This window comes from Thiococcus pfennigii, assembly GCF_016583835.1.
GTDB classification, from domain to species: Bacteria; Pseudomonadota; Gammaproteobacteria; order Chromatiales; family Chromatiaceae; genus Thiococcus; species Thiococcus pfennigii.
This window is the reverse complement of sequence record NZ_NRRW01000045.1, coordinates 1-21,821: the sequence shown is the minus strand read 5'-3', so window position 1 is coordinate 21,821 and position 21,821 is coordinate 1. Positions and strand designations below refer to the sequence as shown.

Here is a 21,821-nt window from a genome sequence, read left to right as displayed (position 1 = left end):
GCGTCTTGCTCGTCTGGCGCGATGGCCGGATCGTCGAAGAGCCCGTTGCTCAAGGCCCGCGAGACGATTCGGACCGGAAAGCATGATCCGAGTCACCGTCAAACCCGATCTGCTGCGCTGGGCACGCGAGCGCGCCGGCCTGCCTATCGAAGACCTCATCGGCCGCTTCCCGAAGCTCGCCGCCTGGGAGCGCGGGGAGTCGTCGCCGACCTTCAACCAACTGGAGGCCTTCGCCAAGGCCACCCACGTCCCCTTTGGCTTCCTGTTCCTGCCGGAGCCGCCGGACCTGCCGATGCCGATCCCGGACTTCCGCACCTTGGGCAGTCGGCAGTCGGGCGCGATCAGTCCGGACCTGCTGGACACGATCTACGCCATGCAGCGCCGCCAGGCATGGCTGCGCGAGGAGCGGCTCGAGGGCGATGCGGAGCCGCTCGCCTTCGTCGGCAGCGCCCAACTGTCCGACGACCCGGGAGCGGTCGGGCGGGAGATGCGTCGCCTGTTTGGGCTTGGCGGCGGCTGGGCCGCGCGGGTGCGGACCTGGCAGGAGGCCGTGAGCGCCCTCCGTGCCGCGATCGAGGAACTGGGCGTCATCGCGGTGATCAACGGCATCGTCGGCAACGACACCCACCGCCGGCTGAACGTCGAGGAGTTCCGAGGTTTCGCGCTGACGGACGATCTGGCGCCGCTGATCTTCGTCAATGGCGCGGATGCCAAGTCGGCCCAGATGTTCACGCTGGCCCATGAGCTGGCCCATATCTGGCTTGGCGCCAAAGGGGCGGGGCTTTCCGGGTTTCCCGGCATCTTTCCCGATGGCGGCCGCGTGGAGACCTTCTGCGACCGTGCCGCCGCGGAGTTTCTCGTACCGGCGGCGGAACTGCAGGCGCTGTGGACGCGGGTGAAGCGCGATGCCTCGCCGTCCGAGACGCTCGCAAGCGAATTCAAGGTCAGCCCCATTGTCATAGGACGCCGGGCCATGGACTTGGGGCTGACGGACCGCGCGGCGTTTTTCGATTTCTACGATGCTTATGTCCAGCGCGAGAAAAGGCAAAAGCCCCAGGGCACCGGCGGCGGCAGTTTCTACAACAACCAGAATCTGCGCGTAGGCCGGCTGTTCGCCGTCCAGGTGATGCGCGCGGCCAAGGAGGGGCGGATCGGGTTCAAGGATGCCTACGACCTGACCGGGCTGCATGGCGGCACCTTCCAGGAGTTCGCACGCCGTCTTGGTGTGGACCTGCCATGACGCCAGAGCCGACTTACATTATCGACTCCGATGCCATGCTGAAGTCACTGCATGTGCGTTATGAGTTTGCGAGGGAGAGCTGATGTCGGGGCATGACGAGGCCGCGTTCGAGAGTGCAATTGAGGCCGGCCTGACGAGCGCGGGCGGTTACGAAAAGCGCGGGCCGAAGGACTTCGACGCGGCCCTGGCCCTCTTCCCCGACGATGTCACCGGCTTCCTGAAGGACAGCCAGCCGGCCAAGTGGGCCGCGCTGGAGGCGCTGCTGGGGGACAAGGCCGCCGCGACCGTGCTCGACAGCCTGGCCAAGGAGTTGGACCTCAAGGGGACGCTCCACGTCCTGCGTCACGGGTTCAAGTGCTACGGCAAGACCTTTCGGATGGCCTGGTTTCGGCCGAACACCGGCATGAATCCCGAGGCGGCCGAGCGCTACGCGAAGAACCGGCTGACGATTGCGCGCCAGGTCGGCTTTACCTCGGTGATGAAGCAGGCGCAGGGTCCGGATGCCAACAGGCACCGCCGCTGCATCATCGATGTCACCCTGGCCGTCAACGGCATCCCTGTCGTGACCGCCGAGCTGAAGAACCCGCTGACCGGGCAGCGCGCCGCCGATGCGATGCGGCAATACGCGCACGAGCGGGACGAGCGCGATCTGTTGTTCGCCTTCAAGAAGCGCGCCCTGGTCCACTTCGCCGTGGACCCGGACGAGGTGTGGATGACGACCCGGCTGAGGGGCAAGGAGACCCATTTTCTGCCTTTCAACCGGGGCCACAATCACGGGGCGGGCAACCCGCCGGCGGAAGGGAACTGGCGGACCCACTACCTCTGGGACGAGGTGCTGGAGGCCAATAGCCTGTTGGAGATCCTGCAACGCTTCATGCACCTGGAAGTGAAGGAGAAGCAGGTCAAGACCGACAAGGGCGTGCGCACCGTGCGCAAGGAGACGATGATCTTCCCGCGCTACCACCAGCTCGACGCCGTTCGCAGGCTGGTGGCCCACGCGAAGGCCCACGGCTCGGGCCGCAACTACCTGATCCAGCACTCGGCCGGTTCCGGCAAGTCGAACTCGATCGCCTGGCTCGCCCACCGGCTGGCGAGCCTGCACGACGCGCAGGACGAGAAGGTGTTTCACTCGGTCGTCGTGGTCACCGACCGGCGGGTGCTCGATCAGCAGTTGCAGGCGACCATCTACCAGTTCGAGCACAAGACCGGCGTGGTCGAGAAGATCGACGAGGACACCCAGCAGCTCGCCCGCGCCCTGTCCCAAGGCACGCCCATCGTCATCACCACCATCCAGAAGTTTCCGTTCATCGCCCAGGCGCTCTCGACCCTGGAGAAGAGGGGCAGCGGCCTGACCATCGACACGGCGGGCAAGCGCTTCGCCGTCATCGTCGACGAGGCGCACTCGTCCCAGAGCGGCGAGACCGCGACGGCGCTGAAGGGCATGCTGAACAAGGACGGGATCGAGGCGGCCATTGCCGCCCAGCTCTGCGACGACGAGGAGGAGGATGCCCTGTCCGATGACGCCCGAGCGGCGGTGCTGCGCGATGCGCTGAAGCGCGCCCGTCAGCCGAACCTGAGCTTCTTCGCCTTCACGGCCACACCGAAATTCAAGACGCTGGCCCTGTTCGACGAACCCGGCCCGTCCGGTACCTCGCCCTTCCACGAGTACAGCATGCGGCAAGCCATCGAGGAAGGCTTCATCATGGACGTGCTCGCCAACTACACCACCTACAAACGTTTCTTCGGCCTGATCAAGCAGATCGAGGACGACCCCGATGTGCCGCGCAGGAAGGCCGCGAAGGCGCTGGCGCGTTACTTGGAGTTGCATCCGGTCAATATCGAGCAGGTCGTCTCGGTCATCGTCGAGCATTTCCGGCTCACCGTGATGCACGAGCTGGGTGGGCGGGCGAAGGCGATGGTGGTCACCGGCTCCCGCCTGGCCGCCGTGAAGTACAAGCTCGCCTTCGATCGCTACATCAAGGCCCAGGGCTACACCGGCATTCGCTCGCTGGTGGCCTTCTCGGGCACGGTCGAGGACCCGGACGACCCCGGTTCGTGCTACACGGAAGTGGCGATGAACGACGGACTCGCCGAGAGCGAGCTGCCCGAGACCTTCGAGCGCGACGATTACCGGGTGCTGCTGGTCGCGGAGAAGTACCAGACCGGGTTCGACCAGCCCCTGTTGCAGACCATGTACGTCGTGAAGCGCCTCGCCGGTGTGCAGGCGGTGCAGACCCTCTCGCGGCTCAACCGCATCGCACCTGGCAAGTCGCGCACCTTCGTGCTCGACTTCGCCAACGAAGAAGATGACATCTTCCAGGCGTTCAAGCCCTACTACGAGACGACGCCGGTTGGCGAGAACGCCGATCCGCAGCGCCTCTCGGAACTGCAACACCGCCTGCTGGGGTGGGCGATCTTCACGCCGGCCGATGTAACCGCCTTCGCCGAAATCTGGTACAGCCACAAGCGCGACCACTCGGCGAGCGATCACAAGAAGATGAACGCCGCGCTCGACGCCGTCGTGCAGCGCTTCGAGGAAAGGGGAGAGGACGAGCGGGAGGAGTTTCGCGGCCAATTGACGGCCTATCGCAACCTCTACGCCTTCCTGTCGCAGATCATCCCCTATCAGGACAGCGACCTCGAGCGGCTCTACGCCTTCGTGCGGAACCTCCTGGCCAAGCTCCCGCCACCGGGAGATGGTCGGGGCTTCGCTCTGGATGATGAGGTGACGCTACGGTTTTTCCGGCTGCAACAGATGACCGAAGGTTCCATCGACCTCGCGCCGGGGGAGGCCTACCCCCTGAAGGGGCCGACCGATGTCGGCACTGGCGGTGTCCAGGATCAGCCGGTCGCGCTTTCGAGCCTGATCGACACCCTCAACGAGCGCTTCGGCACCGACTTCGCCGAGGCGGATCAGCTGTTCTTCGACCAGATCCGGGCCTCGGCGGAACACGACGAGAACATCGCCGAGGCGGCCCGCGCCAACAACTACGCGAACTTCGCCGCCTATTTCGATCGCATGCTCGATGAGCTGTTCATCGCGCGCATGGAGGGCAACGAGGAGATCTTCTCCCGGGTGATGACGGATGCCGAATTCCGCTCGGCGGCACACGAGCATCTGGCACAGGAGATCTTTCGCCGGGTGCGCGAGCAAGCGTAAGGCAACGAAAAAGCCCGCTCGACGGCGGGCTTCAGGATCTTTTCGGATGTCGTGAGACATCGAAATGGTGGCGGCTTCGACAATTGCATTTGCTTATGAGCCAATAGTTTGCGAATCAAGTCACCAGAAATACCCCTATGGATACCCCCAGATCACCTCGCCTGGCTTCTTGGCCAGAGTCAGGCAGATTTCATCGCTCTTCAGGCGCTCGCCATGCGCCGAATCGGGCCAGCGCATCGGTGCTGCCGATCAAGGCGCGCGCCCGTCGAAGCCGCTCTATGGTGCGCTTCCGTTCCTCTTCAGGTAAATCCTGTGCTCGGCGTTCGGCGTCGGCGAAGAACGCATCGAGTCGCTTCGCCTCCGCCCAGGCATCGATGATCTGGAGCAGCTCCTCTTTGCCTTCCTTCAGCGCCTTCGCGGGCCTTCCTTCAGCGCCTTCGCGGCCTGCCGCGCCTCCTCTTCGCGACGCCAGCGCTCGTACTCAGCTTCCTGGCGTTTTCGTTCGATCTCCGCCTGGCGCTCCCCCTCCTCGACGAGCCGCGCTATTTCGACCGTGGCCTTCTCCAGCTCGCGGACAATGGCCGAGATCCGGCCCGAAAGGTCCCGGGACGGGGTCTCTCGCCATTGCTGGGTCCAAGCTGCCCGCGGATACGGCGAGTAGGCCTGGAGGCAGAGGCGCCCGGTCGGGAAATCGTGGGTGCTCGCCCAGCCATAGTCCTGCGCGTACCGGCCGCGCCGCTTGGGGACGAAATCGGTCAGCCGAACGTATTCGCCGTTCACATACCGGGCCTCGGCAGCCTCTGACATCTCGATGACGGTGAGGCCGATGGCCACGGTGCCGATGTAGACCACCGTGCAGCGCATCGGTGACCACAGATTGTTATGGTGGTGAACTTCCCCAGGGTTCTCTCGCTCGTCGACATCCGCGCGATGGAATCGCTCCGAATTGGGCGCGATGACCACGCGATGATCCCTGGCCTCCAGGGCCAGGAAGAGCTCGTTCGCAAAGGCGATGGCTTTGTCCAACCCTGTCTGGGTGACGGTGAGGTCGACGAGCAGCTTTTTCGCTGGCTTGAGGTACTTGCCGTGCCAGGAGAGGCGGCCGGCCTCGAAGAGCGGTTTGGCTCCGCCTACCAGCGGATGCCGTTCCGGAAGCTGCCGCCGCACCGTCCGCTTACGCCGAGGCCGCTGGTCGGGCGGCTTCGGGAGGGAACGGGCCCTCTTCGGCAGGGCTCCGTCCCGCGTCCACTCGAGCGGGTCGCCCGGACGCGGTTCGGGGAGTGGCGGTTGCTGCGGCGCTTTGCCGACCGCCAGCTTCGCCCAATAACCGCGCGCAGGCCGCGGAACGTTGAGCAGCGTGCAGACGCGGGCCATGTAGCTGGACGAGACGCCGAACCGGGCCGCCACCCGGAGCATGGGCTCGAACCAGACCATCTCGTATAGCGCTTCTCGACTGACCGGACCCTCGCTGCTGTGAGTCAGCGACGCCGGTACCTGCGTTGTGTCTTGTTCCTCTGTCACGGTGCTCGATTGGCCCCACATCCGCCCGCCAGCGCTCGTTAAGGTGGCGCGTAGCGCGGATAGATGATACAAATCCTAGGTGCATAGGGTCTAAACATCAAGTATTTGTATCAATGGCAAAGCCCCGAACGCAGCGTGAGCTCGCCCAAACCCTGCTGAAGAAGCAGGGAATCATGCGCCTGCTCGAGCTGCGCGAGGCCGGCGTGACCGCGGCGACAATGGGTCGTATGGAGCGGGCCGGCGAAGTCATCCGCCTGTCGCGGGGCGTCTATCAGCTGCCAGATGCCGACCTGGACCCCAATCACAGCCTGGCGGAGGCCGCGAAGCGGGTGCCCAAGGGCATCGTGTGTCTCGTCTCGGCTCTGGCATTCCATGGCCTGACCGACCAGCTACCTCCAAAAGTCTGGATGGCGATCGGACCCAAGGACTGGGCGCCGCAGCGCAGCGGTGCGGGCATTCGCATTGTGCGTTTCACGGATAGCCTGCTAAGCGAGGCCATCGAGACGCACGTGATCGAAGGTGTGTCGGTGAAGGTCTTCGGCGTGGCCAAGACGGTGGCCGATTGCTTCCGACATCGCGGCAAAGTGGGCCAGTCCGTCGCGATCGAGGGGCTCCAAGAGGCGCTGAGGCAACGCAAGGCGACTCCAGCGGAAATCGCTCGTCAAGCCGAGAAGGGTGGGGTGTCCACAGTCGTGCGGCCGTATCTCGAGGCACTGACCGCCAATGCCTAGGGAGATCAGAAACGTCGGCGCCTCCGTGCGGGCGCGTCTGCAGAATCTCTCCCGAGAAACGGGACAGAGTTTCGAGCTGATACTCACCCGCTATGCGTTGGAACGCCTGCTTTACCGTCTCAGCACGTCGCCATTCTCCGACCGATTCGTGCTCAAGGGCGCGATGCTGCTGACGAGCTGGTTTACGGACCCACACCGGGCTACTCGTGATCTCGACCTGTTGGGGTTCGGCGATCCAAGCCCGGAGGCGATGGTCGCAGCATTCAAGGAGATTCTCGCGATCGACGTCGAGGATGGCGTCGAATTCGATTCGAACGCGGTACGTGTCGACCAGATCCGGGAGGAGCTCGAGTACGGCGGACTGCGGCTGCGCACGACCGCATCGATCAGTGGTGCCCGTATCGCTGTAACAGTTGACGTCGCATTCGGAGACGCGTTGGAGCCGGGTGCCGAGGTCATCGACTACCCGTGCATGCTGGACCTCCCCGCACCTCGCCTGCGCGCGTACGCCCGCGAAACGGTGATTGCCGAGAAATTCCAGGCCATGGTGTCGCTAGGACTCGCGAACAGCCGAATGAAGGATTTCTACGACATTTGGCTCCTCAGCCAGTCGTTTCCGTTCGACGACGACCGGCTGGCACGTGCAATCGCCGCGACCTTCGAACGGCGCGAGACCGAGATCCCGGCCGACCTGCCTGACGCCCTTACCCCGGCCTTCGCCGAGGATGAGCAGAAGCAACGTCAGTGGAATGCTTTTCTGGAGAACGTCGCACTTCGTCCTGGCAGCCTGGGCGATGTGGTCGCGATTATTGCTGAATTTATCGTGCCGCACGCAATTGCATCAGCGAAGAGGGGCAAAGGTCACTGATGGAGCGAACAGATCTTAACTGACGATATCGGAGACTTGATTGGTTCCACCTAGGAAAACATCGAAGGCGGCCCGGGCAACAACTTCGAAGCTGTTCGCAGCGTGCTCGGAGCTTGTGGCTCGCTGGGCCTTCCGGTTTGCGCTTGGGTCCACGCCTTCGCTTAGAAGCCGGCACGCGCTGTCACGGCGCGCTCGGCATCCTTGAGTCCGACGTCAGGGTAGACGCCCAGGGAGAGACGCTTCTCCTTGCCCTGGAAGCGGTACTTCAGCCGCCACCACTTACCTCCGCTTGGCGAAACCTCCAAATAGAGGCCGCGCTCGCCGAAGAGTTTCACAGCCTTCGTTCTCGGCTTCGCGCTGCGTACCCCGACATCGGAAAGAGGCATGGGGGCAACTGGTCGGGCGGTCGTTGAAGTTGCCCCAAATGTTGCCCCCAAGGGTCTGGGATGTCAAAGAACTGGGTCGGTCAGTGGTGGACCATGTGGATACAAAAAAGCCCGCTAGAGAGCGGGCTTGGGGAGGTTCTGGGATGTTCCAGGATGGTGTGATGGTGGAGGCGGCGGGAATCGAACCCGAGGCCGACGTGATCCAAGTATATAAAGAAAAAGCAATTTTTATGTTTGTTTGGCCGAAATGGGGCCATCCTGGGGTCAAACTGCCGTTGCCGGGGTCATCGCTCGGCGGGCCGCACGGGTCGTCCAGGCCGCCGGGCGAGTTCGCGCCGGTGGGTCTCGATGGAGGTGGCGCGCAGCACCCCAAGCAGCAGCACGTAGCCGTCCCGGGTGAGACCGTTGTCGAACTCCAGACTTGCCAGCGCCGACCATTCGTGGGGCTCGATGGCCAGTGCCTTCACGAGATCCGCCGCGCTGGCCAGGTCCCGCAGCCCCGCCGGTGCCTGGTAGTCGGACAGTACCGCTTGGGGGGAGTCGAGCCCGCGCCGGCTGTAGTCCCCGCGGGACTCGGCCGTTCTCGGCAGGTCCGGCTCGACGTCGTCCTCAAGCAGCCAGCCGACCCGCACTTCGAGCAGCTTTGCGAGTGCCTTGAGCTTCGCGAGCGACGGCTCTTTGGAGCCTCGCTCCCACTGGCCAGCGAGCCCGTCGGCGATCTTCAGCCGCCGGGAGATGTCCCGTTGGTTGAGGCCCTTGCGTTCGCGGGCCAGCCTTAGGCGAGCGGTATTTACTTCACTCATCTGGTAATTATCACTGAGAGTGCCACGGCACACAAAGGCACCGTAAGTGCCTTAATATTGGCGCTTTAAGGGCTAATCTGCGAGGCTACCGATGAAGGCAATCCGTCGAGTCGTCGCCGGCAATATTCACGCGCTGCGCCGGCAGCGCGGTCTGACCCAGATCCAACTCGCGGAGGCGGCGGGGATCGCACAGACCTATGTGGGGCAGATCGAGCGGGATGGGAGGAATGTCACCCTGGACGTGCTGGAGGCCATCGCTGTGGCGCTCGGGGTTGCGGCCTCGGAGTTGGTGACGCCGCCCGCCGGTGCCGCTGCGCCCGCTCCGGCGGGGAGCCGAGAAGCGGCCTGAGCGGGTGCGCGCATGAGCTACCGGCTGACAGACTGGGCGCTGCATGTCCGGGGGTTGACCTCGACGCAGAAGCTGGTCCTGGTGGCCCTGGCAAGCCATTGCAACGGCCATCGCCAGGAGCGGAGCTGTTGGCCGAGCATGGCCGCGCTGTGCGAGCTGACGGCGCTGTCGGACCGCGCGATCCGCAAGGCGCTCGCCGAGCTGGAGCGGCGCGGCCTGATCGAGCGGCGAAGCGGGAGCGGCAAGCAGACCACCGTCTATCGGCTGGTGTGCGAGGGTGTCTGCGATGCGCCGGATCCTCATGTCGAGCGAGCCGGCGGGGTGGACGCCGGCCCCTCGGGGGGTGCGCCGAGGGCGGAACCTGGTTCCCCCCAGGACAGGCTCAGGGCGGAACCTGGTTCCCCCCAGGGCGGAACGTCATTCCGCCCAGGGCGGAACGTGGTTCCTCCCAGGGCGGAACGTGGTTCCGCCCAGGGCGGAACGTCGTTCCGCCGTAAAAGGGAAGAGAAAAGGGAAGGGAAAAGGGAATTGAACCGGGAAGAGAGGCAGGGGGACAGAGAGAGAGTGACAGACTCCGCGTGCGCGCGCGAGGCAGGCACCTCTCTCTCTGCCCCCCAGCCCCTCGACTGGGAGGAGATTGCCGCCAGGATCCGCCCCGACCTCCCCGACCCCGCGCTGGTGCGCCGCAAGTTCGAGGCGCGGCACCGGGGGCGCACCTGGGCGGAGGGTGAGGAGGCGCGCGCCTGGGAGCTGTGGCTGCTGCGTGAGCGTGTGGACAAAGAGCACCCTGGGCGCCATACTGAGGGCACTTTGAGTGCGAGGCCGTTCGGCACCTTCCTGGACATCGTGGCCGACTACGAGGTGATCCATGACTCCTGAGCACGCTGCCGCCTTTCACGAGCACCTCGAGGGCCTCCTGGAGGCCTGCGGGCGCCCGCGCCTGAGCGATGCGGCGCTGCGGGTGTGGTGGGCGGCGCTGGAGCGCTATCCCTGGGAGGCGGTGCGCGCGGCCCTCAATGCGCATGCCGCGGCCTGCCAGTTCGCCCCGGCGCCGGCCGACATCGTCGCGCGGGTGACGGCGGGCGACGGCCGTCCGGGCGGCGATGAGGCGTGGGCGATCGCCGTGGCGGCCCTGGACGAGGCCGAGACCCTGGTTTGGACCGAGGAGATCGCCCAGGCCTGGGGCATCGCCCGCCCGGTCTGCGAGGACGATGCGGTCGGCGCCCGCAAGTCCTTCCTCGCCGCCTACGAGCGCCTGGTCGCCGCCGCGCGCGAGCGCCTGGAGCCCGCCCGCTGGCACGCGACCCTCGGCACCGACCCCGGGCGCCGCCGCCTGGCGCTCACCCGCGCGGCCGAGACCGGCCGGCTGCCCCGGGCGCATGTCGCCGGGCTGCTCGCTGATCTGGGCGAGGCCGGCGGCGATCCCAGCATGGCCGCCGCGGCCGGGCTGCTCACGGGCAAGGTGGTGGCGATGCCGGGCCAGGCCTCGCGCAACGCCCGCCGCTTCGCCGGCATCGTGCGCGACGCGCTGCACGTCGCCAACGCCCGCGAGGCGGCCCAGCAGGCCACGCAGGCCGGCGCCGCGGCGCGCGAGCGCGAACGCCGGGAGGCCCGGCGGCTCGCCGAGCTGCAACGGCTGCGCCAGGAGGCCGGCGGAGGAGGCCAGGGCCACGAGCCCCCTCCGGGGCCGGATCGGCGTGCCTAGAGAAGGCGCTGTGAGCGCCAATGCTAACACCTGGAGTGCGATCGATGCCGGCCGCGACCCGCCAGTGTTCGACTCCGCCGCCAGCGAATGCCGGCGCCGATGCGGGGTGCCCCGGGGCTTTCTGGAGCGGGCGGTTCGCGCTGGTCGCCGACACCCGGAGCTGCGCGGACGGCCCCCTGGGCGCGCCGCCCGGCTGCGCCGATGGGGCCAGCTACCGGGCGGCGATCCGCGCGCGCTGGGCCGCCGGCCCGGCCGCCCGGCAGCAGCTGGCGTGCCTGGCATGGCGCCTGGAGGCCGGCCGGCATCACGGCGCGCTCGGGTTCCTGGGGCCGTTCGCGGACGAGGCCCGGGCGATCCTGACGGCCATCCGCGACCGGCGGCGGGCGCCATGATCCGCGCCGGCCTGGCTGTCGCGACGTCCGGCCGCGCCCTGGCGGGGCGCCGGCTCGGCCGGGGGCTCTGAGCCATGGCGCGGCCCTTCCGCCTGACTGCGTTCGAGCCGCCCGAGGCCGTCGTCCTCGATGCGGTCCTGCGCTATCTCGCGCTCGACCGGCGGGTGGCCTGGGCGCACCGGTTCAACACCGGCGCCCAGCTGGTGCGCGGGCGCACCGCGACGGGACGCGAGACCCGCCGGTTCATCCGCTACGCCTTCCCGGGCTGCTCCGACGTGCTCGGCCAGCTCGTGAGCGGGCACTTCCTGGCCGTCGAGTGCAAGACCCGCAGCGGCCGGCCGACCCGCGAGCAGGCCGCGTTCCTCGAACGGGTCGCGCGAGCGGGCGGCCTGTCGATACTGGCCCGCAGCGTGGAGGACGTGCGCGAGGCCCTCGATGCCTTTCACCGGCCGCAACCTGATACGGCAGCCGAGCGGCCGCTGTCATCCAGCCAACGGAGATCCACCGCATGAGCGAACGCACCTACACCACCCGCACCGGCACCAGCGGTCGCATTGTGCCCTTCCCGTCGCACAGCGCGGCCCTCGATGCACGGATCAGGAAGGTCACCGTGACCGATGAGGGCAAGCTCGCCGTGGCCGTCGAATGCGAGCTGGCCGATGAGGACACGCTGGAGCAGGTGCGCAATCTGCTCACCGTCCAGCGCGGGCCTGTGAGCATCACCTTCACCAGCGTTCAGGGCGAGCTGCCGCTCTAGGAGCACCGTCATGCCGATCGCCGAATCCCTTGGGCTGCGCCGACGGCCCTTCACGATCCTGACCATCGACGGTGGTGGTGTCAGAGGCATCGTGCCCTTGGTCTGGCTCCAGCGCCTGGAGCGGCACCTCGGTGGGACCATCCATGCCCACACGGACCTGGTCGCCGGCACATCCGTGGGGGCCATCATCGGCTGCGCGCTGGCGAGCGGGCTGACCGCGCAGGAAATCCATGGCATGTGGGTCAGCGCGGCGCACACGGCGTTCGCCCGGCCGGCCAACCTGCGGGACCATGCCAGGCGGCTTGCCAACCTGGCTGGCGCGGCGCCGAAGTACGAGGATGGCGGTTTGGTCCAGATGCTCAAGACCGTGTTCGGCGACCTGCGCATGGGCAACCTCAAGCGTCCCACGCTGGCGCTGGCCTATCAGCCGCAGTCGCTGTGCGTGCAGGTCTTCTCCTCGCTGAAGGAAGAGCATCAGGATCTGCCGGTGTGGGAGGTCTGCCGCGCCTCGGCGGCCGCTCCGCTGTTCTTCTCGCCGCATCAGATGGTCATCGACAAGAGCGGGAAACCCGTACCGCTGATCGACGGCGGTGTGACAGCCAACAACCCGGTGATCGTGGCGCTGTCGGAGGCGCTGGGGCGGGAGGCGCGCCGGGCGAGCGCGCTCGACAATGTCATTGTCATGAGCTTCGGCACCGGCCAGCCGGTCGAGGGATATCGCGGCACGCCGCGGACGATCTTCGGGCACACCTCGGTCATCACCCAGGCCCTCGTGGTCGGTGCCACGGGCACCGATGAGCTTACTGCGCGGACCATGCTGCCCTCGCGCAACTACTGGCGCTTCCAGGTGACATTGCCGGAGCGCCTGGCGGCGATGGATGCCGCCGAGAACGTCGACGAGTTGATCGAGGTCGCGAATAACCACCTCGCCCACGGGGCCGACGAGCGGCTGCGTCAGCTCGCGCGGCGCATGCAGGGGCTGCCGCTGGAGCCCGGCTGGTGGGAGCGCCTGCGGCGCCGGGAGGCCGCGCCATGAGCCCGGCCGGCGGACCCGGGGCGCGTGTGGTGGCCGGTCTCGGGCTGTTGCTGCTCGGCGGCGCCACGGCCGGCGCCTCCGGCTTCGCCCTGGTCGAGCGCGACGCGGCGGGGCTGGGGCGCGCCTTTGCCGGGCAGGCGGCGCTGATCGAGCCCGCGAGCCTGGCGGTCAATCCGGCCGCGCTGCCCGAGACGGCGACGCTGAGCGCCACGCTGAGCGCGCTCGGCAACCGGCTCACCGCCGAGGACCCGGACGGCGCGCGCGCCGAGGGCGGGGAGGGCGCCCTGATCCCCGCGGCGTCCGCTGCCTGGCGGGGCCTCGGCATCGGCGCCGATGTGCCCTTCGGGCTCGCGACCGACTACCCGGACGACTGGAGCGGGCGCGAGGCCGCGCTGCGCTCGGAGATCCGCTCGGCGCGGCTCATTCTGGGCGGCGGGGTGGCGGTGACGGAGCGCCTGCGCCTCGGCGCGAGCCTCTTCGCGCAGCACCTCGCCGCGGATCTCTCCAGCGCCGTCGTGCTGGTGCCGGGCTTCGAGGAGCGGGTCCAGGTCGAGGGCGACGACGTGGGTCTGGGCTTCGGGCTCGGTGTGCACTGGCGGCTGAGCGAGGACCTGGCACTCGGGCTCGGCTACAGCTCCCCTGTGCGGCACACCCTGCGCGGCGAGGCCGAGTTGCCGGCGGTCCTCGGCGGGCGCGCCGGGAGCGAGGCGCGCCTGGTCACGCCCGAGACCGTGACCCTCGGGGGCGACTGGCGGCTCGGCTCGCGCACGCGCCTCCTCGGCGGCTTGACCTGGACCCGCTGGAGCCGGCTGCAGCGGCTCGACATCGCCCTGAGCAACGGGATGACGCTGACCGAACACCACCAGTGGCGCGACACCTGGCGCGTGAGCCTGGGCACCGAGCATGCGCGCGGCCCCTGGACCCTGCGCGCCGGGCTCGCCTGGGATCAGGCGCCGATCCGCGATGACGCGCACCGCTACCCGCGGCTGCCGGACGCCGACCGGACCTGGACCACGGTCGGGCTCGGCTACGCCTGGCCGGGCTGGCGGCTCGATGCCGGCTACGCCCATCTGTGGTTCCCCGACCGCGATGGCGAGCACCCGGCGCTCGCCTACGAGAGTGGCACCGACATCCTGTCGCTGGGGCTGACGCGCACATGGTGAGCCGCGGCCTCGCCCTGTTGCTGCTCATCAGCCTGCCGGCCACCGGGGCCGAGTGCCCGGGCGCTGCGCGGCTCGAGGAGGCACTGGAGATCCTCGGCACCGCCAACCCGGTGCTGCGCGCCGAGGGGGCTGAGTACGCCGAGGCGCTGCGGCAGCGCAGCTGGGCGGCGCGGCTCGACCTGGGCTACGACACCAACACGAGCCTCGAGAGCGGGGCCGCCGGGGCACGGGCCGCCCTGCGGGTCGAGATACCGCTGTGGGACCGCACCAGCTCGCTGGAGCGGGCCAAGGCGCATGCCGACCTGACCGCGACCCAGGCGGCCGCGCGGCAGGCCTTGCTGACCGATGTGCAGTCGCTCTGCGAGCTGGCGAGCCAGGTGGCGGCGCTCGACACCCTGCGCGCCTTCGCCCGCGATCGCCTGGCCTACCGCCAGGAGCGCGTCGACGAAGGCATCGACCCGGCCGATGTGCTCTGGTCCGAGGCCGAGGCCATGCAGCGCGCCGAGCACGACTGGCGGCGCGAGCGCGGGCGCCTGGAGGCGTTGCGCCTGACGCTCGCCCGCCGCCACGGCGGCGCCGAGTGGCAGCGGCTGCGGACGCTCTTCGAGGCGATGACCCAGTGAGCACCGGAGGCCCGCCGGACGGCGAGGCGCCGGTCTTCGTCGGGCGGCGCCTGGAGATCGCCCAGATCACCCGCGCCCTGCTGGCCGGCTCCTCGGTCGTCGTCAAGGGCCGGCCCGGGATCGGCAAGCGGGCGCTGCTGCGCGAGGTCCGCGCCGGGCTCGCTGGGCAGCGCGTCTGCCTCGCCCCGTCGATCGCCACGCCCAAGCAGCTGACCGCCGACCTGGCCGAGCAGATCCACGAGGCCATCGGCCTGGCGGTGCCCGAGGAGCTGATCCCGCCGCGCTTCCGTGCCGCGGCGCAGCGCACCGGGCAGATCGAGTTCCGCCACATCCGCCGCAGCCTCTCGCGCGAACCGGTCGCCGACCAGATGGCGCTGCTGCTGCGCTCCTTGGAAGGGCGCGACGACGTGATCCTGTTCATCTCGTCCTTGGAGGTCCCGCCGACCCAGGCCGAGCTGCTCCTGGAACTCGCCGAGCAGTGCCAGCTCTGCGCCGCGCTGGAGCCAGACAACCGGCGCACGCGCATCCAGCGCCTCCTGTGGCGTTTCCAGGTGACCATCGAGCTCAAGCCGCTGGTCGCGGCCGAGACGCAGGCCTGGGTCGAGCGGTGGCTCGCGCGGAACCCGGTCACGTTCGATTCGCCGCGCATCCGCCGCGCGTACCTGCGCGCCGTGGTCCGCGACTCGGGCGGCATCCCGGCGGCCGTGCAGGGGCTCCTGGATCTGACCCTGGTCGAGCGCTCGGTGACGCGCAAAACGATCCGCGCGCTGCACCACGAGGCGGCCGTGACGTACCTCGACATGACCCCGATCCTCATCATCCTGGCGGCGGGCTTCATGGCCTTGAGGTACGTCAGCCGCGGCATGGGCATGCAGGAGCTGATGGTCTTGGCGGGCGTGGGCACGTCGCTCTTCTATTTGTTGCTCTACTTCGGGCGCATGATGCGCGCGCGCCGCTGATGCTCACCCCGACGCATCTCCTCTTCGCCCAGACCTCGTACCTCGGCGCCTGCGTCGTCGCCGCCCACCCGCCGGCCGCCGAGGAGGCCGCGGTGGCGCTGCTGGGCAGCCTGATCCCCGATCTCGACACGCGCGCGAGCTACATCGGGCGCGTGCTGCGCCTGACCTCGGGCACCCTCGAGCGCTATTTCGGCCACCGCACCTTCACCCACGCGCTGCTGCCGCAGGCGCTCGTCGGGTTGCTGGCGTGGTGGCTGCTGCCGTTCGGCTTCGCGCTCGCGCTGCTCGCCGGCTGGGTCTCGCACTCGTGGGCCGACATGATGACCAAGTCGGGTGTCGCCTGGTTCTGGCCGGCGCGCATCCGCTGCGTGCTGCCCGGCAACCCGGACTACCGCATGGACGTGGCCAAGGGCGGCGAGCTGGCCTTTCTGCTGGTCGTCGCGCTGATCGGTATCCTGCTGATGCCGCTCGCCGAGACCGGCAAGGGCACCGCCGGCCTGATCCGTGGGGCGATCGGGGACCTCGCCTCCGTGCGCGCGGACTACGACCGCGACAAGGGCGACTTCCGCTTCGAGGTGGCCGTGAAGGGTCGGGACAACCTCAACCACAGCGACATCTCGGGGACCTACCCGGTCATCGGCCCCTGGCGCGAGTCGGGGCTGATCGTGGCGAGCGACGCGGGGCCGCGTTCGCTGTGCGCCGGCAGCGCCTGCGACTGGTACAGCAGTCACGCGAAGCTGGAGCGCGGCGCGCGGATCGCGACCTCGACGGTACGCATCGAGGTCCCGCGGATCGAGGTCGCCGCGCTGCGCGAGCAGGCCGCGGCGCTCGCCGCCGCCGGGGAGGTCTTCCTGATCGGCACCGCCGAGGCCGAAGGGGTGCGCCCGCAGCCCCCGGCGCTGGAGACCGCCGGCGACCGGCTGACCTTAGCCTATGCCGCCCCGGCGATCCTGGAGCGCCTGCGCGGGCGCAGCCTCCGGCAGGTCGACCTGGTGCTCCAGGTCCGCCACGCCCCGGGCGCCGAGGTGCCCGACATCGCGCCGCCCGCGCCGGGCGGCGCGCCCGTGCCGCCGCTCCTCGAGCGCTGGCTGAAATGACACGCGCTCTCGCAAATGGGAATTTGAGACAACGGGAAAAACGACATGATTCGGTTTCGCATCCCCTGGCACCGGCTCCTACCGCGCCACCAGCGAATCCCCCTGTTCTGGATCCTCGCCGGCCTTGGGCTCGCCGCCCCCTGGCTGCTCGGCGGCTGGCTCCCGCTCGGCCCCCCGGCGACCCAGTGCGCCGTCGCCAGCATCTACGACGGCGACACCCTGCGCGCCGAGTGCGGCGGCGAGAAGATCAAGGTCCGCCTCTACTGCATCGACGCCCCCGAGATGGCGCAAGCCCCCTGGGGGCGCGAATCCCGCGACCACCTGCGCCGGATCACACCCAAGACCGTGCGCCTGGTGGAACACGACCGCGACCGCTACGGCCGAACCGTCGGCGAGGTCTACGACGGCGAGACCAGTCTGAACCTGGCCTTGGTAGCCGCCGGCCAGGCAGCGGTCTATCCTCAATACTGCGCCGACCGTCGTTACTACGCGGCCGAACGCGAGGCGCGGCGGGCGGGGCTTGGGATCTGGGAGCGCGATGGCGCTTGGCAGCGGCCTTGGGAATGGAGGCGCCGATGACGCAGGAGAACGTCAAACCCGCAGTGGATGGCATCCCTTTGACCTGGTTCGAGGCCGGCTCGGGCGTCCTCGACGGCGCGGTGGACGACCCCAGCTGCTACCCGCCGCTGGACGACCCGATCGCCCAGCGCGCCTGGCTCGCCGGCTTCGCGGGCGCCTGGGCCGATCTCGCCCTCTGTCCGCCGCTGGAATGCGGGGAGGACCCGCGCCAGCGGCCGCTCGGGGAGGTCCTCGCGCGCGTCCTCGCCGGGCGTCCCGAGCTGCTGCGGCGCATGCGAGGCAGCCGGCGCCGGTAAGGGGGCGGCGGGGTGGGGTGGGGTAAACAGCACCACGCCGCCAAGCGCAGCGCGGTTGGGCCAGGAGCCGCCGCCGGCTACCGCGGCCGCCAGATCTCCATGGCCAGCGCCGTTTCCAGCAGGAACAGCCCGACTGTCGCCGCCGCATTCACCGCCAACCGGGCGTGCCTGGGCTCAAGCGGGATGTGGTCGGGGACCCGCCCATGCACGGCCCCATCCTTGCTGCGCAGCGCTCCAACCTGCTGCGCGATACTCGCAAGCCCCCTGAGCGCGGGCTTGATGTGCGACGCCGCCTGTGATCCAGGGGCGAGGTCCAACACCGGGAGGACCTCGTTGACCAGCGGCTGAATCCTCAGGTCCTCCGGCTGTGGCCGCCCGGCCCGGTCGAGGATCGCCCTGCAGATGCTCTCCAGGAGAGCGCAGGCACTGCCGATCGCCTGCTCTGGGTCCGTGGCGATGGCCCCTGCCGCCCGGTCGAAGTCGCGCCGGCAATGATCGAGGCCCTCGATCGTAAGAAACGTGCTGAGCGCCGAGGTTGCGGGCGCTGGTTCCAACTCCCGGGCGACGAGCATTCCGGCGCGCGTCAGGCAGCGAAAGGCTACCGCCTCGTGGTACTTGCGGTGGTTGTTGAGGCTGTTGCTAACCCGGACATGCAACCGGCCGGCTTCGATATACCCCTTATCGCGCAGACCGATCAGGGTTTCGATCAGCATGTCGAAGTCGCGAAGTTCCCTCGGGCTTGCGGAATCCGGGAGCGAAAAACTCTCCTCTCCCTGGTAGAGGCGCCACAGAAGCGCCCGCTGCTGGGCGTCGAGCCGGTCTCCATGCATCTGATACTCCCTCCGGGCACCGTTGGCCGCCGTGGTCCGGTGCAGGTTGTCCGTGCGTTGCGCATCCGCGGTATCATCGGATGACAAACGCAGTACGGCAAGGAGATAGTACCCGCGATGGCCGCCCTGAAGTCGGAAACGGTAACGTTCAGAATCCGCCCGGAGATCAAAGATTCTCTGCGCAGTGCCGCAGCCCGGGAGCGCCGCAGCCTCGCAAACATGCTTGAAGTGATGATCGAGTTTTACGCGGGGCGGCAGGCCGCCCCACCCGTGCCCGGCGAGTCGCCTGGCCGGGAACTGCGCATCGCAGATGCCATCTTGCCTGACTCATAAAGAGGACGCATCGATGCCACCGATCCTCACGGGTCCAGGCCCAGACCTGACCATAGTGGACCTTTTCGCTGGCGCTGGCGGGCTGTCGGAAGGGTTCAGGCAAGCCGGGTTTTCGGTCCTTGCCGGTTTGGACAATGATCCGGACGCTACAGCCACGTTCGCACGGAATTTTCCGGAAGCGAGTGTGATTACGGGCGACATCAGAGACCGGGAGGTCAAAGAGCGCGCGCTCGAGGCCGCGAGATCAGCGGCCTTCATCGTTGGCGGGCCACCCTGCCAGGCATTCTCCCAGGTCCGGAATCACACGCGCGTGATCGACGATCCGCGCAATTCGCTGTACCGCGAGTTTGTCGAGGTCCTGGGTTCGGCCTTACCCGTGGCGTTCGTGATGGAGAATGTCACTGGCATCGACCAAATGGGCGTCCGTGACCAGATAGCACACGACCTTTCCCTTGATGGTGAATACCGTGTGTTGCCGCAGGTACTTGATGCAGCGGACTTCGGGGTTCCACAGACCAGAAAGCGCCTGTTCTTCGTGGGTGTGCGTTCGTCTGCAGACGTTGAGCCGCCGCGGCCTCTTGGTTCCGGCGCGACGGAATCGGTTGCCCTCGTGCGTTTCACGGGGAGCCGCAAGCCGCGCTATCAGTTGGTCGTCCAAGAAAATCTGCTGAGCATTCAGCACGGAAAGGCGTTGTCTGACCCGGAGAGCCACAGGATTGTCACCGCTTCGGATGCCATATCCGACCTGGAGTGTCTGCCCGTCGGCCACCGGAGCGACGAGCTTCCATATGGCGCGCTTGGCCCATCTGTGACCGCCTATCAGCGCTTGATGCGTATAGGTGCGGGAGACGCGCTCAGCAATGTCCAAGTGCCGAGGATCAATCAGGACACCGCCCTGCGGTTGCAGGGAGTACCGCCAGGGGGGAATTTCCGGGACCTGTCAGAGGAGTTGCTGAAGCGCTACATCACGGGCCAGCGATGGGGGCAGGACAACGGGACTGGGCTCTTGTCGCGGAGGCACTTCTACGCTTACCGCCGTCTTCATCCGGAGATCTGGGCCTGGACATTGAACACAAAAGGGGATTGCGTCTACCACTACTCGGCGGCAAGGGCGCTGTCGGTGCGCGAGTTTGCACGCCTTCAATCCTTTCCCGACCGGTTTGTGTTCACGACAGATCCCCGCCGGGGGATGATTCCAGGCCGGCACAGTGGAGGCCCGGCCCATTCCCGTTACCGGCAGGCAGGAAACGCCGTGCCGCCGCTACTCGCAAAGGCGGTAGCAGAAGCGCTGCTCGACGCCCTGGCCGGTCATTCTTTTCTCACGCCTGCATTAACTGCCGCTGCCGGGAGGAAGTGACCTTGGCTCTCGGGTCCGAACAACAAAAAGCATCTGATGTAAAGGCAGCGTTTGGAGCGAGAAACCGCAACCGGCTCATCGGGGAGTACTTCAAGAACACGGGGCAGAGTGTCACGCCAGAGAACGCTTGGGAACACGTCTACCGCCTTCTGCTCTGGATTGATCAGACGATTGGCCTCGCGCACTGCTACGAGAGCGACAAGTGTCAGCCTGGAAAGAACTGGTATGGGCGTGCCCTCGCGTTCCATGACTGGGTTTCCGCTTCACTGCGAGCAACGCCGCACGGGGTTGCAGATGAAATCGACTGGCTTTTCAAGAGAGCGACGGATGATCTCGCGAAAGAGGTTCTAAGCAAGGCAGCCCGCACGGCCGCCGCTGCAAGCAGGCAGCGCGAAAACTATGAGGGCCGGGGTTTTCCGAAGCCAGGCGAGGACCCTGACTTGGTCTCGATCGCGAAGGATGTGCTGAAGGACTACATCCAGGAAGATCCGCCTGAGAACGTCTGGCTTGAGTTCGTGCAGAAGGTCAGGCAGCACGTCACTCTGGAGAACAAGAGAAAGAACCTCGTTGGCGAGGGGTTCGAGGATGTTCTCGCGCATGTGATCGGACGAGCGTGCCCAGGGGGTGATGTCCAGGTCATGGCGAGGAAGCTCTTGCAGGAGATTCCGGGCTTCGCGCGGGCGAAGCGGGCCGACAAACCCAACAAGATAGACCTGGCGGTCTTGCGGCCCGGGATGCGGACAATTGTTTCGGTGAAGTGGAGCGTGAGAGCAGACAGGGAGAAGCAATTCGCAGCCGAGTTCAGCGAGTATGTGACTGCCGAGTCCGAAGGCAAGCCATTCGAATACGTATTCGTTACGAACGAATTTGATCCCGCGCGGCTCATGCGGGCATGCGAGAAACTTGCGTCCAACGCGTATATGTTCTCCCACGTCGTCCACGTTAATACAGATGCCGTTCGGGCAACCTACGGCGACGCGCGGGAGGAAACGATGCGGCGTGTTCTGAGATACATCGAGGATGGCAGGCTCATCAGCCTTGAGCAGTGGTTAAAGATCCTGTGCCCGCAATCTGAGGGGCGTCACCGGTAAGGCCGGTGACATACCCATGATCGACCGGATCCCGAAAGCGCGACGCAGCGTGAACATGAGGGCGATCCGGAACAAGAACACCGGCCCAGAACTGGTGCTGCGCAGGATGCTCCACAGTCTTGGCTATCGGTTTAGAGTTCATGTAAAAGAACTGCCAGGGAAGCCGGATATCGTTTTCACGAAGCGCAGGAAAGTGATTTTTGTGCATGGCTGCTTCTGGCATCAGCATGAAGCTCCCGATTGCACTGACAGTCGCACTCCTGCATCTAACAAGGGGTATTGGGATTCGAAACTTGCCAGGAACAGGGAAAGAGATCGGCAACAAACGGATGCGCTTCGGGCAAGGGGTTGGGATGTGCTTGTGACTGAAGTTTCTCATTTCCGCATAGCGAGATCATAATATAAGCAAACACTAATGAACGCGCATATTAGTGAAAGCTTATTGACGAATGCCATGCGGCGGCAATGACAAAAAGGGTGTGACAAGCGCGGGCAAATCGGCGAATAAACAAGCAGTTAAAGGTGAATACGGGCTCGCTTCGGCG

The 21,821-nt window shown here is 67.1% G+C and carries 25 protein-coding genes; 21 read left to right on the top strand and 4 right to left on the bottom strand.

Annotation, left to right across the window (positions count from 1 at the left end; genetic code table 11):
• The first annotated feature begins 82 nt into the window (after positions 1-82).
• Positions 83-1,240, top strand: a complete 1,158-nt coding sequence (locus CKO41_RS13515; RefSeq protein WP_200382683.1) for a helix-turn-helix domain-containing protein — start codon at positions 83-85, stop codon at positions 1,238-1,240.
• An 82-nt stretch (positions 1,241-1,322) separates the two neighbouring features.
• Positions 1,323-4,400: a type I restriction endonuclease subunit R gene (locus CKO41_RS13510; RefSeq protein WP_200382681.1), complete on the top strand. Its 3,078-nt coding sequence runs from the start codon at positions 1,323-1,325 to the stop codon at positions 4,398-4,400.
• Between the two features lie 405 nt (positions 4,401-4,805).
• On the opposite strand, the gene CKO41_RS13505 is transcribed toward CKO41_RS13510, so the two are convergent.
• Entirely contained in the window at positions 4,806-5,834 is a 1,029-nt protein-coding gene (locus CKO41_RS13505) for a hypothetical protein (RefSeq protein WP_242464324.1), read from the bottom strand.
• 200 nt (positions 5,835-6,034) lie between these two features.
• Here CKO41_RS13505 and CKO41_RS13500 point away from each other — a divergent pair, with 200 nt between their 5' ends.
• The gene (locus CKO41_RS13500; RefSeq protein WP_200382680.1) at positions 6,035-6,652 is read left to right on the top strand and encodes a type IV toxin-antitoxin system AbiEi family antitoxin domain-containing protein; all 618 of its coding nucleotides are present in this window, start codon (positions 6,035-6,037) and stop codon (positions 6,650-6,652) included.
• Positions 6,645-7,520, top strand: coding sequence for a nucleotidyl transferase AbiEii/AbiGii toxin family protein (locus CKO41_RS13495; RefSeq protein WP_200248711.1), 876 nt, complete (start codon positions 6,645-6,647; stop codon positions 7,518-7,520). The genes CKO41_RS13500 and CKO41_RS13495 overlap by 8 nt, the downstream gene beginning before the upstream one ends.
• A 161-nt stretch (positions 7,521-7,681) precedes the next feature.
• Here the strand turns inward: CKO41_RS13495 and CKO41_RS18730 are convergent, their stop codons facing one another.
• Both CKO41_RS18730 and CKO41_RS13485 read right to left on the bottom strand, forming a co-directional pair.
• Positions 7,682-7,855 (bottom strand): Arm DNA-binding domain-containing protein, encoded by a 174-nt coding sequence (locus CKO41_RS18730; protein WP_338113692.1) that lies wholly within the window; start codon positions 7,853-7,855, stop codon positions 7,682-7,684.
• A gap of 335 nt (positions 7,856-8,190) precedes the next feature.
• Positions 8,191-8,709: a helix-turn-helix domain-containing protein gene (locus CKO41_RS13485; RefSeq protein ID WP_200382678.1), complete on the bottom strand. Its 519-nt coding sequence runs from the start codon at positions 8,707-8,709 to the stop codon at positions 8,191-8,193.
• Between the two features lie 91 nt (positions 8,710-8,800).
• On the opposite strand from CKO41_RS13485, the gene relB reads away from it, so the two are divergent.
• From relB to CKO41_RS13420, 13 genes are all read left to right on the top strand, one after another.
• A complete protein-coding gene (gene relB / locus CKO41_RS13480; protein ID WP_200382677.1) occupies positions 8,801-9,058 on the top strand; it encodes a type II toxin-antitoxin system RelB family anti-toxin in 258 nt (85 codons plus the stop codon).
• A gap of 12 nt (positions 9,059-9,070) precedes the next feature.
• Complete coding sequence (locus tag CKO41_RS13475; protein WP_200382676.1) at positions 9,071-9,937, top strand: helix-turn-helix domain-containing protein; 867 nt, start codon at positions 9,071-9,073, stop codon at positions 9,935-9,937.
• Complete coding sequence (locus tag CKO41_RS13470) at positions 9,927-10,763, top strand: hypothetical protein (RefSeq protein WP_200382675.1); 837 nt, start codon at positions 9,927-9,929, stop codon at positions 10,761-10,763. Before CKO41_RS13475 ends, CKO41_RS13470 begins: the two co-directional genes overlap by 11 nt.
• Positions 10,764-10,807: 44 nt before the next feature.
• Positions 10,808-11,155, top strand: coding sequence for a hypothetical protein (locus CKO41_RS13465; RefSeq protein ID WP_200382674.1), 348 nt, complete (start codon positions 10,808-10,810; stop codon positions 11,153-11,155).
• A gap of 74 nt (positions 11,156-11,229) precedes the next feature.
• Positions 11,230-11,667, top strand: coding sequence for a hypothetical protein (locus CKO41_RS13460; protein WP_200382673.1), 438 nt, complete (start codon positions 11,230-11,232; stop codon positions 11,665-11,667).
• Positions 11,664-11,912 (top strand): hypothetical protein, encoded by a 249-nt coding sequence (locus CKO41_RS13455; RefSeq protein WP_200382672.1) that lies wholly within the window; start codon positions 11,664-11,666, stop codon positions 11,910-11,912. The genes CKO41_RS13460 and CKO41_RS13455 overlap by 4 nt, the downstream gene beginning before the upstream one ends.
• A gap of 10 nt (positions 11,913-11,922) precedes the next feature.
• Positions 11,923-12,948: a patatin-like phospholipase family protein gene (locus CKO41_RS13450; protein ID WP_200382671.1), complete on the top strand. Its 1,026-nt coding sequence runs from the start codon at positions 11,923-11,925 to the stop codon at positions 12,946-12,948.
• On the top strand, positions 12,945-14,111 hold the full coding sequence (locus CKO41_RS13445) for an OmpP1/FadL family transporter (RefSeq protein ID WP_200382670.1): 1,167 nt from the start codon (positions 12,945-12,947) through the stop codon (positions 14,109-14,111). The genes CKO41_RS13450 and CKO41_RS13445 overlap by 4 nt, the downstream gene beginning before the upstream one ends.
• On the top strand, positions 14,105-14,734 hold the full coding sequence (locus CKO41_RS13440) for a hypothetical protein (protein WP_200382669.1): 630 nt from the start codon (positions 14,105-14,107) through the stop codon (positions 14,732-14,734). Before CKO41_RS13445 ends, CKO41_RS13440 begins: the two co-directional genes overlap by 7 nt.
• Positions 14,731-15,693, top strand: coding sequence for a hypothetical protein (locus CKO41_RS13435; protein WP_200382667.1), 963 nt, complete (start codon positions 14,731-14,733; stop codon positions 15,691-15,693). Before CKO41_RS13440 ends, CKO41_RS13435 begins: the two co-directional genes overlap by 4 nt.
• Entirely contained in the window at positions 15,693-16,790 is a 1,098-nt protein-coding gene (locus CKO41_RS13430) for a metal-dependent hydrolase (protein WP_200382665.1), read from the top strand. Before CKO41_RS13435 ends, CKO41_RS13430 begins: the two co-directional genes overlap by 1 nt.
• A 45-nt stretch (positions 16,791-16,835) precedes the next feature.
• Positions 16,836-17,369 (top strand): thermonuclease family protein, encoded by a 534-nt coding sequence (locus CKO41_RS13425; protein ID WP_200382663.1) that lies wholly within the window; start codon positions 16,836-16,838, stop codon positions 17,367-17,369.
• Positions 17,366-17,665: a histidine kinase gene (locus CKO41_RS13420; protein WP_200382661.1), complete on the top strand. Its 300-nt coding sequence runs from the start codon at positions 17,366-17,368 to the stop codon at positions 17,663-17,665. Before CKO41_RS13425 ends, CKO41_RS13420 begins: the two co-directional genes overlap by 4 nt.
• A 77-nt stretch (positions 17,666-17,742) precedes the next feature.
• On the opposite strand, the gene CKO41_RS13415 is transcribed toward CKO41_RS13420, so the two are convergent.
• Positions 17,743-18,378 (bottom strand): abortive infection family protein, encoded by a 636-nt coding sequence (locus tag CKO41_RS13415; RefSeq protein ID WP_207144048.1) that lies wholly within the window; start codon positions 18,376-18,378, stop codon positions 17,743-17,745.
• A 234-nt stretch (positions 18,379-18,612) separates the two neighbouring features.
• On the opposite strand from CKO41_RS13415, the gene CKO41_RS13410 reads away from it, so the two are divergent.
• From CKO41_RS13410 to CKO41_RS19165, 4 genes are read left to right on the top strand one after another with little or no spacing between them, the layout of a single operon-like run.
• The gene (locus CKO41_RS13410) at positions 18,613-18,828 is read left to right on the top strand and encodes a hypothetical protein (protein WP_200382658.1); all 216 of its coding nucleotides are present in this window, start codon (positions 18,613-18,615) and stop codon (positions 18,826-18,828) included.
• A 13-nt stretch (positions 18,829-18,841) separates the two neighbouring features.
• Positions 18,842-20,185 carry a DNA cytosine methyltransferase gene (locus CKO41_RS13405; RefSeq protein WP_200382657.1) on the top strand — a complete coding sequence of 448 codons (1,344 nt, stop codon included), beginning with the start codon at positions 18,842-18,844 and terminating at the stop codon, positions 20,183-20,185.
• A 2-nt stretch (positions 20,186-20,187) separates the two neighbouring features.
• Positions 20,188-21,276 (top strand): hypothetical protein, encoded by a 1,089-nt coding sequence (locus tag CKO41_RS13400; RefSeq protein WP_200382656.1) that lies wholly within the window; start codon positions 20,188-20,190, stop codon positions 21,274-21,276.
• 16 nt (positions 21,277-21,292) lie between these two features.
• Positions 21,293-21,676 carry a very short patch repair endonuclease gene (locus tag CKO41_RS19165; protein ID WP_200382655.1) on the top strand — a complete coding sequence of 128 codons (384 nt, stop codon included), beginning with the start codon at positions 21,293-21,295 and terminating at the stop codon, positions 21,674-21,676.
• Positions 21,677-21,821 lie beyond the last annotated feature (145 nt).